Raw genomic sequence first — 13,858 nt, 5'->3', positions numbered from 1 at the left:
GTGGGTGATGGGGCCATTTTACCGCTGGCCGACGCGGTGAAAAGCGATTAGATTGCAGTAACACGTCAGAAAAAGTCACATAATCATGAGCCGAGAACTGCCCCCGCTCAACGCTCTGCGCGCCTTTGAGGCCGCCGCACGCCTGCAAAGTATCAGCAAGGCAGGTGAGGAGCTGCACGTCACCCACGGTGCGATCAGCCGGCAGATTCGTGCCCTGGAAGAACGGCTCGGTGTTAGCCTGTTCGACAAGGACGGGCGTGGCGTAAAACTCACTGATGCCGGCTTGCGCCTGCGTGATGTCACCACTGAGAGCTTCGAGCGTCTGAGTAGCGTTTGTGCTGATTTGCGCCGTGAAACCGAGGAGCGGCCCTTCGTCCTTGGCTGCCCGGGCAGCCTGCTGGCGCGCTGGTTCATTCCGCGCCTGGATCGCCTGCAGCGCGAGCTGCCGGAACTGCGCCTGCAACTGTCGGCCAGCCAGGGCGAGCTGGACCCGCGCAGCGCCGAGGTGGACGCCACTCTGCTGTTTGCCGATCCGCCGTGGCCGAGCGACATGCAGGTATTCGAGCTGGCGCCCGAACGCATCGGCCCTGTACTCAGCCCGCGCTATGTCAACCACGCGCAGTTGAGTTCGGCCACCGCCGATGCGCTATACGCTGAGCCACTGCTGCACACCACTTCGCGTCCGCAGGCCTGGCCGCAGTGGGCCCGTGCCCAAGGGCTGGCGCCCGAGCGACTGCAGCACGGCCAGGGTTTCGAGCATCTCTACTATCTGCTGGAAGCCGCCGTGGCCGGGCTCGGCGTGGCCATCGCGCCGCAAACGCTGGTTGCCGACGACCTGCGTGCCGGCCGCCTGGTCGCGCCTTGGGGCTTCGTCGAAACCGCGGGCTGCCTGGCGTTGTGGACGCGTCGCGCCGATCCGCGCAGCGAGCGCCTGGCGCAGTGGCTGAGGCGCGAGCTGGCGTAGCACTGGCGGTGTTGCCAAGTCGATGAGGTACGGATGACAATGCAATTCATTGTCATTTGATATGAAATCGCGCTATGCCCGCCGACGCCCAGGTGCTGCACACCCTCTACCGTGACCATCACAACTGGCTGCAAGGCTGGCTGCGTCGGCGCCTGGGCAATGGCTGCGATGCCGCCGACCTGGCGCAGGACACCTTCGTGCGTCTGCTGCGTGCCGGCAATGCGGCGAGCATTCGCGAGCCACGTGATTACCTGGCCACGGTGGCGCGGGGGCTGATGGCCGACTTTCTGCGGCGGCGTTCGCTGGAGCAAGCCTATCTCGAAGCGCTGGCCAATCAGCCGCAGGCCGAACACCCCAGCGCCGAGCATCAGGCGCTGCTCCTCGAAGCGCTGATGGAGGTCGACCGTCTGCTCGCCGGTCTCGGCCGCACGGTGCGCGAGGTGTTCATTTTGTCCCAGCTCGACGGCCTTACCTACGCGCAGATTGCCGCGCGCCTGGGCATTTCCCTGCGCAGCGTGAACACCTACATGGCCCGCGCCGTGGAGCATTGCTGTCTGCTGCAGGCAGGCTGGCAGCCGTGACCGAGGTGCAGCGCGCGGCGCTCAAGGCCGCCAGCAACTGGTACGCGCGGCTGTGCGCCGGTGACAGCGATGTCCATGAGCAGCAGGCCTGGCAGCACTGGTACGACGCCGACGAGCTTCATCGCCAGGCCTGGCAGCAGATCGAGCAACTGCGCGAGCAACTGGGCCTGCTGCCCGGCCCCATTGCTTCGTCGGTCCTGCGTGGCGTCGACCATGGCCGGCGCCGTCTGCTTGGCAGCCTGGCGTTGGTCGGCCTGGCGCTGCCGCTGGGTTGGTTCGCCTGGCACAGCGATACGCGGCGCTACTGGCTGGCCGACTACCGCAGTGGTGTGGGTGAGCGCCGCCAATGGCAATTGAGCGATGGCAGCCAGCTGATGCTGGGCACGGCCAGCGCCGCGCAATGGTATGTCGATGGGCAGCGCCGCCTGTTGCGCCTGGTCAGTGGCGAGGCGCTGATCCAAAGCTTCGACGAAGCCCGCCCCTTGCTGGTGGAAACCCGTCACGGCGTGGTGCGCAGCGAGGGCGCGCGGTTCTGCGTGCGCAGCGACGAGCAGGGCTGCCGCGTCGCGGTGCTGGAGCAGCGGGTGGAGGTCGCGCCGCTGCGGTATCTGCAAGCCATGCAGACGCTGCTTGCCGGGCAGCAATTGCATTTCGATGCCGAACGACTCGGGGCGCCGCGTGCCAACGATGCCGCCACGACGGCCTGGGCGCAGGGCAGCCTGATCGCGCTGGATCAGCCGCTGGGTGAGGTGATCGCCGAGCTGGCGCGCTATCGCCATGGCGTGCTGCGTATCGACCCGTCCCTGGCCGGGTTGAAGGTGTCCGGCAGCTTCCCGTTGGCCGATACCGATCGTGCCCTGGCGGCGCTGGAACACAGCTTCCCGCTGCGTGTGGTGCGGCGCAGCGATTACTGGGTAACGCTGGTGCCAAAGGTTTAATTAGCAAAAATATTCATTGTCGTTTGCACTTTTTTCTCGACTGGATCGGCCCTCCTGACATCTCGGCTACAGGCCTTTCGTTCTCAGGGGAAATCCATGCGTCAACCTCGCTGCAAACTGCATTCGCTAACCCTCGCTGTGCAAACTGCCCTGCTCTGTTCCGGCCTGGCGCTGGCCGTGCCGCTGGCCAGCGCTGCACCCGCCGAGCCTGCCGTGCAGACACAGGTTTTCGACATCGCTGCCGGTCCGCTGGCCGAGGTGCTCAACCGTTATGCCAGCGCCGCCGGCGTGGCGTTGTCGTTCGATGCCAGCGCGCTGCAGGGGCAAAGCAGCCCGGGTCTGCAGGGCCCCTATCAGGTCGAGGACGGCTTTGCCCGTCTGCTGCAGGGCAGTGGCTTGCGCGCGGTGCGCCAGGCCGAGGGGGTCTACGGCCTCGATGAGCTGCCCGCGCCAAGTAAGCTGGGCAGTGATGTGCTGCAGCTGGAAGCGATGACCGTCAGCACCCTGCGCAGTGACAGTGCAGTGGGCGAGACCACGCAGCGCGTGACCGTCATCGACCGCCAGCAGATCGAGCAGCAGCTGGCGCTGAGCAGCGACCCAGGCCAGGTGTTGAGCAACCTGATTCCGTCCTACTCGCCGAGTCGGCAGAAGATGTCCAACGCCGGTGAGACGCTGCGTGGGCGCACCCCGCAGTTTCTCGTCGACGGCGTGCCGCAAGCCAGTTCGATCCGCAACGACGGGCGCAGCAGCTACACCATCGACCTGGCACAGATCGAGCGCATCGAGGTGATTCATGGCGCCTCGGCCGAGCACGGCGGCGGCGCCACCGGCGGCATCGTCAACTTCATCAGCCGTCGGCCCGAAGGTAACGGCGTCAGCCAGCACGCCGGGGTCAGCCTGGAGAGCGACGACCGCTTCAGCAAGGATGGCCTGAGCTACAAGATGAACTACCGGCTCAGCGCCCAGCAGGGCGACTGGGAAACGTTGTTCGGTGCCACCTGGCAGGAGCGCGGTGCGTTCTACGATGCCAACGATGAGCTGATTGGCGTCGCCTACCCGGGCGAGATCCAGGACACCCGCGACCACGACCTGATGTTCAAGCTCGGCTACTGGATCGACGACGTGCAGCACCTACAATTCAGTGCCAATCATTACGAGCTCAAGGGCAACAACGACTACGTGCCGGTACTCGGCAACCGCGCCGCCGGTATTCCCACCACCGCGCGCAAGGGCGATCCGCAGGGCGACCCGGCGTTCAACGAGAACCGCCAGTACACCTTCAGCTACAGCAATCAGGACCTGTACGGCAACGTGCTCGATATGCAGCTCTATCACCAGCGCTACCGTGGCCAGTTCGGCGCGTTGATCTCAGCGACCTTTCAGGACCCCAACATCGCGCCGGTCGGCACCCTGTGGGAGCAAAGCCGCAGTGACTCGGAGAAATGGGGTGGCAAGCTGACCCTGCGCCGCAAAGGCCTGTTCGACGGTCTGCTGGATCTGACCGGTGGCCTCGACCTGATGCGCGACAAGGGCGAGCAGGTGCTGGTGCAGACCAATCGTAGCTACGTGCCGCCGTCTACCTACGACAACCAGGCTGGTTTCCTCCAGGGCGACCTGCACCTGACCGACAAGCTGACCCTGATGGCTGGCGTGCGCCGCGAGCATTCCGAGCTCGACGTGGATGACTTTCGCACCGTGTGGGGCACCAACAACGCCGGCGGGGTGAGCGTCACCGGCGGTAAGGTGTCGTTCGGCAAAACCCTGAGCAACTACGGCTTCACCTACCAGGCTACCGATTGGGCACAGCTCTACGGCGGCTACTCCGAAGGCTTCGGCATGCCGGACATCGGCCGTGTGCTGCGTGGGTTGGACGAACCGGGGCTGGAGGTGGAAAGCCTGCTGGAGCTGGAGCCGATCGTCACCCGTTCGCGTGAAGTGGGCTTGCGTCTGAACTTCGACCGGGTGGACATGGAGCTGAGCTATTACGAGTCCTTCTCCAGCGTCGGCGAGCGCCTGTCGGTGAACAGCGACGGCAACTACATCGCTAACCGCGAGCGAGTGGAGATCCAGGGGTACGAGCTGACCGGCAACTGGCATATCGATGACCGCCACAGCCTGCGTGGCAGCTACGCCCACAGCCAGGGTAAATCCGACACCGATGGCGACGGCAAGGTGGATACTCGCCTGACCGGCCTGAACATCTCGCCGGACCAGTACAGCCTGGGCTGGCAAGCCAACTGGAACGACGACTGGTCGAGCTACCTGCAATACAACTACTACGTCAGCCGCAGCTTCGACGACCCGCGCCTGGAATTCGACGGCTACGCCCTGCTCTCCGCCAGCGTCAGCCGCCGCCTGCCGGTGGGTAGCCTGTCGCTGGGCATCGACAACCTGCTCGACGAGGACTATTTCACCTACTACTCGCAGTCGGCACGTATCGCCAACGACTACAACTTCAAGGGTCGTGGGCGCACCTTCACCCTGGGCTACCAGGTGGACTTCTAACGCCAGCCCAGGCGCTGGAAAGCCCGTGGCGGCTTTCCAGCAGGCCGGATAAGGGGGCGACAGATGACACTTCTACGGGGCGGGCTAGTCTGAACAAGAACCTTCACCACTCAGGAGTCCGTCATGTCCACTCACCACACCTACAAGAAGATCGAGATCGTCGGCTCGTCGCGCACCAGCATCGAGGAAGCCATCGAAAATGCCCTGGCAGAATGCGCCAAGAGCGTGCGCAACATGGATTGGTTCGAGGTGATCGACACTCGTGGCCATATCGAGAATGGCAAGGTGGGGCACTATCAGGTCACGCTCAAGGTTGGCTTTCGCCTGAGCGGTAGCTGACGGGCACTCAGACGCAAGGCTGTGGCACCGCGCACAGCGACGAGGGCTGTCGCTGGCGAGGTGTGCTCGGTTCGGGCAAGCTGCGCGGGTCAATTCAGGGAGGAATGCCATGTTCAGACTCGTGCTGCTGCTCAGCCTGCTCGCACTCGCGGGCTGCGTCGACAACGAACCGCCTCTCGCCGAGGAGCGCCGACTGCTGCTCAGTGGCGAGGATTTCGCCGCTTACGAGGCCCCGGACGAGGGGCGCTACGAGAAGCTGGTGACCTACGCTGCGCGCAGCATCGACCTCAGTTTCGAGAGCGAGGGCAGCGACTGGTTCTACCTCTACAGCGGTGTCTCTCTCTACCCGCGCGCCGGTGATGCCTTGATGACCAGCTACGCCGAGACGTTCGGCGCCTCGTTCGGCCTGCGTGACAGCGGGCTGGTGCAACAGGATCTGCCGCTGGACACCAAGCTGGCCAGCCGCGCCAGCCTCAAGCTGCTGACCCAGGACGGTGAGCCGGTGGGCAACCTGTTCTATGCCACGGTCGGCAACAAGTCGATGTTCACCATTTTCACCGGGGTGTACTTCGAACAGGCTGAGGACTTCGAGGCATTCATCGCGCCCAAGCTGCTGGCGTTGCGCGAATACCAGCACAGCGATCCGTTGCTGAGCTGGGCGGGCGACAAGCTGGGGTTGGGCGCTGACTGAGCAGCCCTGACTTCGCGGCGATCAGCCGAAGAACCAGTAGCACACGCCGATGGCGGCGATGATCCCGGCCGCATCGGCGACCAGGGCGCAGCCCACTGCGTGGCGGGCGCGCTGCAGGCCGACCGCCCCGAAGTACACCGCCAGCACGTAGAACGTCGTTTCGGTACTGCCCTGCACCGTCGCCGCAACCAGCGCCGGGAAGCTGTCGACGCCGAAGTTCTCCATGGTTTCGATCAGCATGGCGCGCGCGGCACCGCCGGAGAAGGGTTTCATCAGCGCAGTGGGCAGAGCATCGACGAAGCGGGTATCCCAGCCCAGCGCTTCGATCAGCCAGCGAATGCCGTCGAGGCCGAAATCCAGCGCGCCGGATGCGCGCAGAACGCCGATGGCGCAGAGCATGGCGACCAGATACGGCAGCAGGCTCTTGGCCACGTCGAAGCCTTCCTTGGCACCGTCGATGAAGCTCTCGTACACCGCCACCTTGCGCAGCGCGCCAACCACCAGAAACATCAGGATCAAGCCGAACAGGGTGAGGTTACCGAGCAGCGATGACAGCGCCGCCAGCGCCGTGGCGCTCATGCCGGCGAGCAGGGCCATGAAGCCACCGAGCAGCAGCGCGGTAGGAATCAGGTAGGCCAGCACCACCGGGTCCCACAAACGCAGGCGCTGCATCACTGATACCGCCAGCAGGCCTGCCAGGGTCGACGCACTGGTCGCCAGCAGGATCGGCAGAAATACCAGCGTGGGATCTTCAGCACCTTGCTGCACGCGGTACATGAAGATCGATACCGGCAGCAGGGTCAGAGAGGAGGTATTGAGTACCAGGAACAGGATCTGTGCATTGCTCGCCGTGGTGGCGCTGGGGTTGAGATCCTGCAAGGCGCGCATGGCCTTGAGGCCGATGGGCGTGGCGGCGTTGTCCAGCCCCAAGCCGTTGGCGGCGAAGTTCATGCTGATCAGCCCCAACGCTGGATGGCCGCGTGGCACTTCCGGCATCAGGCGGGCGAACAATGGGCCCAGCATGCGTGCGAGCAGATCGACCAGCCCGGCCTTTTCGGCGATACGCAGCAGCCCCAGCCAGAGTGTCAGGGTGCCGAACAGCACCACCATCAGCTCCACCGAGAGCTTGGCCATGGCGAACAGGCTTTCGACCATTGCGCCGAATACGGCTGCATCACCGCCAATCAGCCAGCGTGCCAGAGCGGCAGCGGCTCCCAGCAGAAAAAAGCTCAGCCACAGGCCATTGAGCATTGCGATCCCCCTAGATTGGCAAGCGACGCCTTCCCTGATCGCCTTCTCCCTGAGGAAGAAGATGGCGCAAAGCGCCAGATGAAGGAGGACATGCCGTTATGGCGGGGGATGATAACGTGCCGGCGGTGTCTGTGGGACAGCCGGCAAACTGCCGTCACTCAATACCAGTTGGGATCGCTGCGCAGCTGTTCCATCAGCATCTGCTGGATTTCCTCGTCCGGCTCGCCCAGCCAACGCAGGCTGGCATGCTCGCTTGGCGCGCGGTCTTCCGGCAGGCCATCCGGTACCTGCACATACAGCGCGTAGGCATCGTCGTCTTCCCATTCGAAGGCGACATAGGCGCGCTGATTGAAGCATCTGTTCGCTTCGCAGATCTGGCCAACCAGATAGCGATCACTATCGGCTTCCACTGTCTGCATGGGAGTGGACAGGCCGCTGAGGTTGATCAGCCAGTCCGGCAAGCGCTCTTCGTTCTTCACCAGATCCTGCCAGGCTTCACGGTACTCGGTGTTGCTGGTGAGCAGTTCGCCTGGATGGAAACTGGCGTCGCGGTCGGCGGCCTGAGCCGCCAGGGCGCCGCCCATCAGCAGGGCGGCGGCAATGGCGTGGATCGATTGCATCTATGTCTCCCTAGAGGCGCGGGCGGCGGCCCATGACAAACGAGACGATGAACAGCACCAGGAACACCACGAATAGAATCTTGGCGATACCTGCAGCGGTGCCGGCGATACCACCGAAGCCCAGTACGGCGGCGATGATGGCGATGATCAGGAAAGTGACTGCCCAACTAAGCATGGTGTTTCTCCTTGATGGATCAGTGGGTAATGGCCCAGGCAGGCCAGGGGTCTTGCGCGTTGCTCGGGTCCACAGGCTGGGGCGCGGCGCCCGTAGGCAGCTCCAGCTCGGCGGTATTGCGGCTTGCGCACAGGGTCTGGCCAATCAGTACAACGCTTGCGAGCGTCAGACTGAGCAGAAGCAGCAAGGTGGCGAGCACCAGAGCAACTATCCACATGGCGGTTCTCCTGTTGCGTGTAAGACGGATCTCTCGTAGTCGTGGCATGTCCGTCTGTTGTTCCTTTTCTTGCATTGCAACCAGCACATGACCGGTTGCCCACTGATAACATTGCAGTGCCCGTGCCAGAGTTTTTCCTTATATAAAATCTTTTAAAATCATTGGCTTATAATTTTTTGATGGCATTTTGGGGCAGGCATACTGCCCGAATGGTGCTGGTGCGGCCGTGCGTTTTGCCCGACAGGGCCGATACTGCGGGGCTTTGCGCCCTGCCAGAGTGGTCGCCCGTCGACTGCACAGTCGGTATACTCGTTGCGCCCGTGTGCCATGCGGGTTCCGCGCCCAGAACAACAACCGCGCCGCGAGTCTCGAACCGATGAACGACTACGAACAGGAAGACCCGATTCCCCAGGGCGACCTCGCTCTGCAGATCACCGCGTTGCCGCGCGAGACCAATGGTTTCGGTGATATCTACGGTGGCTGGCTGGTGTCGCAGATGGACCTCGCGGGCACCGCGATGGCGAGCAAGGTTGCAGGTGGCCGCGTGGCGACCGTCGCCATTGATCGCATGGCCTTTCTGGTTCCGGTATCGGTGGGCGCGCAGCTCTCGTTCTACACTCAGGCGCTGGAGATCGGCCGCAGTTCGATTCAGATGATGGTCGAGGTGTGGAGCGACGATCCGCTGTCCAACGAGTGGCGCAAGGTCACCGAAGCGGTATTCGTGTTCGTCGCCATCGACGGCAGTGGCCGCACTCGTCCGGTGCCGCCGCGTCGAGGCTGACCGCTTTCTGAATTGCAGTAACGAAAACGCCGGCTAGAAGCCGGCGTTTTGTTTTGCCCTGAGCGGTCAGCCGCGGATGTTGTAGATATCCTTCTCGTTGCTTTCCGCGTATTCGTACAGGCGCTTGAGATAGGCCTTCTGATGTTCCCAGACTTTGGTTGCCGCCGGATCGGCCGCAGCGCTGGCATCGACTACCTCGGCAGCCACTTCCTTCAGGCGTGCCAGGACTTCGTCCGGCAGGCGGCGAACTTCCACGCCGTCGGCCTTGAGCTGCTCCATGGCCTCCATGTTCTTGGCGTTGTAATCGTCGAGCATGTCGCCGTTGACGTCACGAGCAGCCGCGCGAACGATGGCTTGCAGATCTGGCGGTAGGGTTTCCCAGGCCTTGATGTTGACGTCCAGCTCGAACAGAACGCTCGGCTCCTGCCAGCCCGGGGTGTAGTAGTACTTGGCTGCTTTGTGCAGGCCGAGGGCCAGGTCGTTGTATGGGCCGATCCACTCGGTGGCGTCGATGGCGCCGGTCTGCATGGCGGTGAAGATCTCACCGGCCGGCATGTTGACCACGGTACCGCCCATCTTGGTCAGCACTTCGCCACCCAGACCCGGGGTACGCATCTTCAGGCCCTTGAAGTCGTCGACCGAGTTCATTTCCTTGTTGAACCAGCCGGCGGTCTGCACGCCGGTGTTGCCGCAGGCCATCGGCAGTACGCCGAACGGTTTGTAGACCTCTTCCCACAGCTGCTGACCACCGCCACGGTGCAGCCAAGCGTTCATTTCCTGGGCATTCGGGCCGAACGGCGAGGCGCAGAAGAACTGAGCCGCCGGAACCTTACCTTTCCAGTAGTACGGCGCACCGTGACCCATCTCGGCGGTGCCGCGAGAGACTGCATCGAATACTTCCAGGGCCGGCACCAGTTCACCGGCTGCGTATACCTTGACCTTCAGGCGGCCGTTACTCATTTCATCGACCAGCTTGGCGAAGCGCTCGGCCCCCACGCCGACGCCCGGGAAGTTTTTCGGCCAGGAGGTGACCATCTTCCAGTTGAAGGTCTGAGAACTCGAACCCTCTTGAGGTGCTGCGGCGCTTTTGGCTTCTTCTTTACAGCCAGCCAGTGCGGTTGCTGCAAGGCCTACGCCCGCTGCGGCGAGTATGTCGCGACGTTTCATGCAATGCTCCTTCTTGTTGTATTGGTCTTACCACGGGATCGCCGAAGGCAGACCGGGCGTGAATAACATAGGGGGTCGTGACCTACAAGCCTAGCTACTACGACTAAAGTTGTACGGGCATTGCTGCAATACTAGTAGCCTGCATAGAATCGCCGGCCTGCGGCCCATAAGGACGCGGGCGGCGTGATATGCAGCCAACAGGTTTGCTGTCCTGTCTCCTACTCATAACGATAAAGGACTCACTATGTCCGACAAGCCTTCATTTCCCCTCGCTCTTGCATATCTGATCGATGCGCTGAACAGCTGGTTCGGCAAGGCCTGCGCCTGGCTGACGGTATTTTTGGTAATCGGTACAGCCATCGTCGTGGTGCTGCGTTACGGTTTCGGTATCGGCGCGACTGCCCTGCAGGAAGCGGTGCTGTACGCTCACGCACTGGTGTTCATGGGCGCAGCGGCCTGGGTGCTGCAACGCAACGGACACGTGCGTGTGGACATCTTCTACCAGAAGTTCAGCGGCCGCCGTCAGGCGCTGGTCGAGATCTTCGGTAATCTGCTGTTCCTGCTGCCGGTCGCGCTATTCCTCGGTTGGGCCAGTTGGGATTACGTCAGCAACTCCTGGTCGACGTTCGAAGCGTCCAGCGAATCTGGCGGCCTCAAGTTCGTCTACCTGCAGAAAAGCATCATCCTGGTACTGGTCGTCAGCCTGGTACTGCAAGGTATTTCCAATCTGATCAAGGCAATCTACGTCTTCAGCGGTCGCCTGCCAGCTCCGGAGGTGAAACATGGCTGAGTTGATGGCGATTCTGCTGTTCGTCAGTATTTGCGTGGCCTTGATGGCCGGCTTCCCGGTAGCGTTCACCCTGGCTGGCGTTTCCCTGCTGTTCGCCGCCATCGGTGTCGTCACGGGCACCTTTGATCCTGGTTACCTCAGCGCCCTGCCGAACCGTCTGTTCGGCATCATGAACAACCAGACGATGCTCGCCGTGCCGCTGTTCGTGTTCATGGGGGTGATGCTGGAACGTTCACGGGTGGCCGAGGATCTGCTCGAGTCCATGTCGCGTCTGTTCGGCACCCTGCGTGGCGGCCTGGCCATCTCCGTGTGCGTGGTCGGTGCCCTGCTGGCCGCTTCCACCGGTATCGTCGGCGCCACCGTGGTGACCATGGGCCTGCTGGCACTGCCGACCATGTTGCGCCGTGGCTATGATCCGGCCATTTCCACCGGTACTCTGGCTGCTACCGGCACCCTGGGGCAGATCATTCCGCCGTCCATCGTCCTGGTGCTGCTGGGTGACGTGATGTCCAGCGCCTATCAGCAGGCGCAGTTGAAGATGGGCATCTTCTCGCCGAAGACCGTCTCGGTTGGCGACCTGTTCGTCGGCGCTCTGCTGCCCGGTCTGCTGCTGGTCGGTCTGTATATCGTCTACATCATCGCTGTCGCCATCTTCCAGCCGAAGAAACTGCCGGCGCTGCCGCAAGAAGAACTCGGCCCGATCGAGTGGGGCAAGCTGGGCAAGGCGCTGATTCCGCCGCTGATCCTGATTGGCGCGGTACTGGGCTCGATCCTGGCTGGCTACGCCACCCCCACCGAAGCCGCTGCGCTGGGCGCCGTAGGCGCGATGCTGCTGGCCTTCAGCAAGGGCAAGCTGAACTTCGGCCAGCTCAAGGAAGTGGCCTACGGCACCACCGAAATCAGTGCCATGGTATTCATGATCCTGATCGGCGCGTCGCTGTTCTCCCTGGTGTTCCGCGGCTTCGGCGGTGAGGCGCTGATCGAGGACGTGTTCGCCCAGCTGCCTGGCGGCGTGCTCGGTGCGTTCTTCCTGGTGATGGTGGTGATCTTCCTGCTCGGCTTCATTCTCGACTTCATCGAGATCACCTTCGTGGTGGTGCCGATCGTCGGTCCGGTACTGCTGGCCATGGGGCTCGATCCGATCTGGCTGGGCGTGATGATCGCACTCAACCTGCAAACCTCCTTCCTCACTCCGCCATTCGGCTTCGCGCTGTTCTATCTGCGTGGCGTGACACCGGCGAGCATTCCCACCAGTACCATCTATAAAGGTGTGGTGCCGTTCATCCTGATCCAGATTCTGCTGCTGGTGATCGCCTATATCTTCCCAGGGCTGATCACTTGGCTGCCGGAGCAGGTCTACGGCAAGTAAGTCTCGCTGGCTGGTTTGGCAAAACGCCCGTCCTCGTGATGGGCGTTTTGCTTTTTGCGTTGTCACACTATTGGTCATCTATCTCAACGAGAGGTCGTCATGAGCACCGCCCAAGTCGAACGCGTGGAACTGGATCAACTGGTCTGCTGGCGCATTCGTGCTGCCGGCAGCGAATTGCTGGTAGCCCAGCAGGGCGCGCAGATTCTCAGTTACCAGCAGGGCGAGCAGCCGCCGCTGATCTGGCTAAGCCCGGATGCGGCCTATCAGCGTGGCCAAAGCGTGCGCGGTGGTGTGCCGGTGTGCTGGCCCTGGTTCGGAGATCTACGCCGCAATCCGCAGGCCGTGCAGGCGCACTATCACCTCGAGCAGGCGCCGGCCCATGGCCTGGTGCGTGCATTGGACTGGGAGTTGCTGGGCATCGACGAGGAGGACGACGCCGTCACCCTGCGCTTTGCCTACGACACGCGCACTCAGCCGCTGGAGGGCTGGCCCAGGGATGTCGGCCTGACCTTAGTCGTGCGCCTGGCAGACGATCTCGGCATGAGCCTGGAAACCCACAATCGCGGTACGGAGCCGCTGACCCTGAGCCAGGCGCTGCACAGCTACTTCGCCGTCAGCGACGTGCGCCACGTCAGCGTCGAGGGGCTGCAGGGCTGCCGCTATATCGACACCTTGCAGGACTGGCAGGAGCTGCGTCAGCAGGAAGCGCTGGCGTTCGATTCGGAGACCGATCGCATCTACTTCGACACCGCCGCGCGGCTGAGCATCGTCGATCCGGGCTGGGGTCGGCGCATCCATCTGGATGCTCGTGGATCACGTTCGGCTGTGCTGTGGAATCCCTGGGTCGACAAGGCCAAGCGCCTGTCGCAGTTCCCCGGCGAGGCCTGGCAGAACATGCTTTGCATCGAGACGGCCAACGTGCTGGAAGACATCGTGCAGCTGAAAGCCGACGAACGGCATCGTCTGGAGCTGCGCCTGTCCAGCGAGCCGCTCGCTAGTTAGCGCCGCCCTGCTGCTCCAGCGCCTGGCGAAGCGGCTCGGCGCTGGTAAAGGTCTGTTGCTGAACCAACTTCCCATCCTCCAACTGCAACCACAGCACCTCACCCTCGCCAGCCGGATAACGCGGGGCGATGCGGGCGTCGCGGTCGAGGAGGATGCGGTAGTTGTAGTCGCGCATCTTCGGCAGGGCGAAGAGCGTGGCGATGATACGGGGCATGCGGCTGACGTCGGCGAGGAAGACTGCCTGGCGCTGTTCCAGATAGCCCTTGGGTTTGCCTTCCAGAGCGGCGTCGACCAGCTTGGCGCCATCCATGTCGCGCGCGACCAGCAGGATCTGCGTCTCGTCGTTCAGGGTGTAGGGCGCGTCGAACTGATCGAGCAGCGTCCAGGGCGCCAGGCGCTCGCCGGGCTCCAGGGCCAGTGCAGCGGTGGACAGCAGGCACAGCAACAGCAGGGCGGCAGCTTTCATGC

Annotated in this window: 16 protein-coding genes; 10 read left to right on the top strand and 6 right to left on the bottom strand. The window is 63.1% G+C overall.

Going from position 1 to position 13,858, the window contains the following annotated elements; all coding sequences use genetic code 11:
* The first annotated feature begins 85 nt into the window (after positions 1–85).
* The 6 genes from RTH74_RS14725 (at position 86) to RTH74_RS14700 (ending at position 6,018) form a co-directional block, all read left to right on the top strand.
* A complete protein-coding gene (locus RTH74_RS14725) occupies positions 86–964 on the top strand; it encodes a LysR family transcriptional regulator (RefSeq protein WP_316915133.1) in 879 nt (292 codons plus the stop codon).
* 74 nt (positions 965–1,038) lie between these two features.
* Positions 1,039–1,545: a sigma-70 family RNA polymerase sigma factor gene (locus RTH74_RS14720; protein WP_316915132.1), complete on the top strand. Its 507-nt coding sequence runs from the start codon at positions 1,039–1,041 to the stop codon at positions 1,543–1,545.
* Entirely contained in the window at positions 1,542–2,483 is a 942-nt protein-coding gene (locus tag RTH74_RS14715) for a FecR domain-containing protein (RefSeq protein WP_316915131.1), read from the top strand. Before RTH74_RS14720 ends, RTH74_RS14715 begins: the two co-directional genes overlap by 4 nt.
* 96 nt (positions 2,484–2,579) lie before the next feature.
* The gene (locus RTH74_RS14710) at positions 2,580–4,988 is read left to right on the top strand and encodes a TonB-dependent receptor (RefSeq protein ID WP_316915130.1); all 2,409 of its coding nucleotides are present in this window, start codon (positions 2,580–2,582) and stop codon (positions 4,986–4,988) included.
* A 123-nt stretch (positions 4,989–5,111) separates the two neighbouring features.
* Positions 5,112–5,327, top strand: a complete 216-nt coding sequence (locus RTH74_RS14705; RefSeq protein ID WP_099524991.1) for a dodecin — start codon at positions 5,112–5,114, stop codon at positions 5,325–5,327.
* A 109-nt stretch (positions 5,328–5,436) separates the two neighbouring features.
* Complete coding sequence (locus RTH74_RS14700; RefSeq protein WP_316915129.1) at positions 5,437–6,018, top strand: hypothetical protein; 582 nt, start codon at positions 5,437–5,439, stop codon at positions 6,016–6,018.
* Between the two features lie 21 nt (positions 6,019–6,039).
* Here the strand turns inward: RTH74_RS14700 and RTH74_RS14695 are convergent, their stop codons facing one another.
* The 4 genes from RTH74_RS14695 to RTH74_RS14680 form a co-directional block, all read right to left on the bottom strand.
* Positions 6,040–7,269, bottom strand: coding sequence for a nucleoside recognition domain-containing protein (locus RTH74_RS14695; protein WP_099524989.1), 1,230 nt, complete (start codon positions 7,267–7,269; stop codon positions 6,040–6,042).
* Between the two features lie 158 nt (positions 7,270–7,427).
* Entirely contained in the window at positions 7,428–7,889 is a 462-nt protein-coding gene (locus tag RTH74_RS14690; RefSeq protein WP_099524988.1) for an inhibitor of vertebrate lysozyme family protein, read from the bottom strand.
* Positions 7,890–7,899: 10 nt separating this feature from the next.
* Positions 7,900–8,064, bottom strand: a complete 165-nt coding sequence (locus tag RTH74_RS14685) for a DUF1328 domain-containing protein (RefSeq protein ID WP_017676339.1) — start codon at positions 8,062–8,064, stop codon at positions 7,900–7,902.
* A gap of 19 nt (positions 8,065–8,083) precedes the next feature.
* On the bottom strand, positions 8,084–8,281 hold the full coding sequence (locus tag RTH74_RS14680) for a hypothetical protein (protein ID WP_099524987.1): 198 nt from the start codon (positions 8,279–8,281) through the stop codon (positions 8,084–8,086).
* A gap of 376 nt (positions 8,282–8,657) precedes the next feature.
* On the opposite strand from RTH74_RS14680, the gene RTH74_RS14675 reads away from it, so the two are divergent.
* Positions 8,658–9,062, top strand: coding sequence for an acyl-CoA thioesterase (locus tag RTH74_RS14675; protein WP_017676341.1), 405 nt, complete (start codon positions 8,658–8,660; stop codon positions 9,060–9,062).
* 66 nt (positions 9,063–9,128) lie between these two features.
* On the opposite strand, the gene RTH74_RS14670 is transcribed toward RTH74_RS14675, so the two are convergent.
* A complete protein-coding gene (locus RTH74_RS14670) occupies positions 9,129–10,229 on the bottom strand; it encodes a TRAP transporter substrate-binding protein (protein ID WP_099524986.1) in 1,101 nt (366 codons plus the stop codon).
* A 244-nt stretch (positions 10,230–10,473) separates the two neighbouring features.
* Between RTH74_RS14670 and RTH74_RS14665 the strand changes: the two genes are divergently transcribed.
* From RTH74_RS14665 to RTH74_RS14655, 3 genes are all read left to right on the top strand, one after another.
* The gene (locus RTH74_RS14665; protein WP_099524985.1) at positions 10,474–11,019 is read left to right on the top strand and encodes a TRAP transporter small permease subunit; all 546 of its coding nucleotides are present in this window, start codon (positions 10,474–10,476) and stop codon (positions 11,017–11,019) included.
* Positions 11,012–12,388, top strand: coding sequence for a TRAP transporter large permease (locus RTH74_RS14660; protein ID WP_074859838.1), 1,377 nt, complete (start codon positions 11,012–11,014; stop codon positions 12,386–12,388). The genes RTH74_RS14665 and RTH74_RS14660 overlap by 8 nt, the downstream gene beginning before the upstream one ends.
* Before the next feature lie 99 nt (positions 12,389–12,487).
* A complete protein-coding gene (locus RTH74_RS14655; protein WP_316915128.1) occupies positions 12,488–13,390 on the top strand; it encodes a D-hexose-6-phosphate mutarotase in 903 nt (300 codons plus the stop codon).
* Here RTH74_RS14655 and RTH74_RS14650 read toward each other — a convergent pair.
* A complete protein-coding gene (locus tag RTH74_RS14650; RefSeq protein ID WP_316915127.1) occupies positions 13,383–13,856 on the bottom strand; it encodes an FAD/FMN-containing dehydrogenase in 474 nt (157 codons plus the stop codon). The two genes, RTH74_RS14655 and RTH74_RS14650, sit on opposite strands and share 8 nt — an antisense overlap.
* Positions 13,857–13,858 lie beyond the last annotated feature (2 nt).

It is taken from the genome of Pseudomonas sp. zfem001 (genome assembly GCF_032621725.1).
In the GTDB taxonomy this organism is placed as follows: domain Bacteria; phylum Pseudomonadota; class Gammaproteobacteria; order Pseudomonadales; family Pseudomonadaceae; genus Aquipseudomonas; species Aquipseudomonas sediminis.
This window is presented reverse-complemented; position numbering and strand designations above follow the sequence as displayed.

Bases quoted from the DNA above. Each gene is read 5' to 3' on its own strand.
- RTH74_RS14725 (WP_316915133.1), top strand. From the start codon at position 86: ATGAGCCGAGAACTGCCCCCGCTCAACGCTCTGCGCGCCTTTGAGGCC.
- RTH74_RS14720 (WP_316915132.1), top strand. From the start codon at position 1,039: ATGCCCGCCGACGCCCAGGTGCTGCACACCCTCTACCGTGACCATCAC.
- RTH74_RS14710 (WP_316915130.1), top strand. From the start codon at position 2,580: ATGCGTCAACCTCGCTGCAAACTGCATTCGCTAACCCTCGCTGTGCAA.
- RTH74_RS14705 (WP_099524991.1), top strand. From the start codon at position 5,112: ATGTCCACTCACCACACCTACAAGAAGATCGAGATCGTCGGCTCGTCG.
- RTH74_RS14700 (WP_316915129.1), top strand. From the start codon at position 5,437: ATGTTCAGACTCGTGCTGCTGCTCAGCCTGCTCGCACTCGCGGGCTGC.
- RTH74_RS14695 (WP_099524989.1), bottom strand. From the start codon at position 7,269: ATGCTCAATGGCCTGTGGCTGAGCTTTTTTCTGCTGGGAGCCGCTGCC.
- RTH74_RS14690 (WP_099524988.1), bottom strand. From the start codon at position 7,889: ATGCAATCGATCCACGCCATTGCCGCCGCCCTGCTGATGGGCGGCGCC.
- RTH74_RS14685 (WP_017676339.1), bottom strand. From the start codon at position 8,064: ATGCTTAGTTGGGCAGTCACTTTCCTGATCATCGCCATCATCGCCGCC.
- RTH74_RS14680 (WP_099524987.1), bottom strand. From the start codon at position 8,281: ATGTGGATAGTTGCTCTGGTGCTCGCCACCTTGCTGCTTCTGCTCAGT.
- RTH74_RS14675 (WP_017676341.1), top strand. From the start codon at position 8,658: ATGAACGACTACGAACAGGAAGACCCGATTCCCCAGGGCGACCTCGCT.
- RTH74_RS14670 (WP_099524986.1), bottom strand. From the start codon at position 10,229: ATGAAACGTCGCGACATACTCGCCGCAGCGGGCGTAGGCCTTGCAGCA.
- RTH74_RS14665 (WP_099524985.1), top strand. From the start codon at position 10,474: ATGTCCGACAAGCCTTCATTTCCCCTCGCTCTTGCATATCTGATCGAT.
- RTH74_RS14660 (WP_074859838.1), top strand. From the start codon at position 11,012: ATGGCTGAGTTGATGGCGATTCTGCTGTTCGTCAGTATTTGCGTGGCC.
- RTH74_RS14655 (WP_316915128.1), top strand. From the start codon at position 12,488: ATGAGCACCGCCCAAGTCGAACGCGTGGAACTGGATCAACTGGTCTGC.
- RTH74_RS14650 (WP_316915127.1), bottom strand. From the start codon at position 13,856: ATGAAAGCTGCCGCCCTGCTGTTGCTGTGCCTGCTGTCCACCGCTGCA.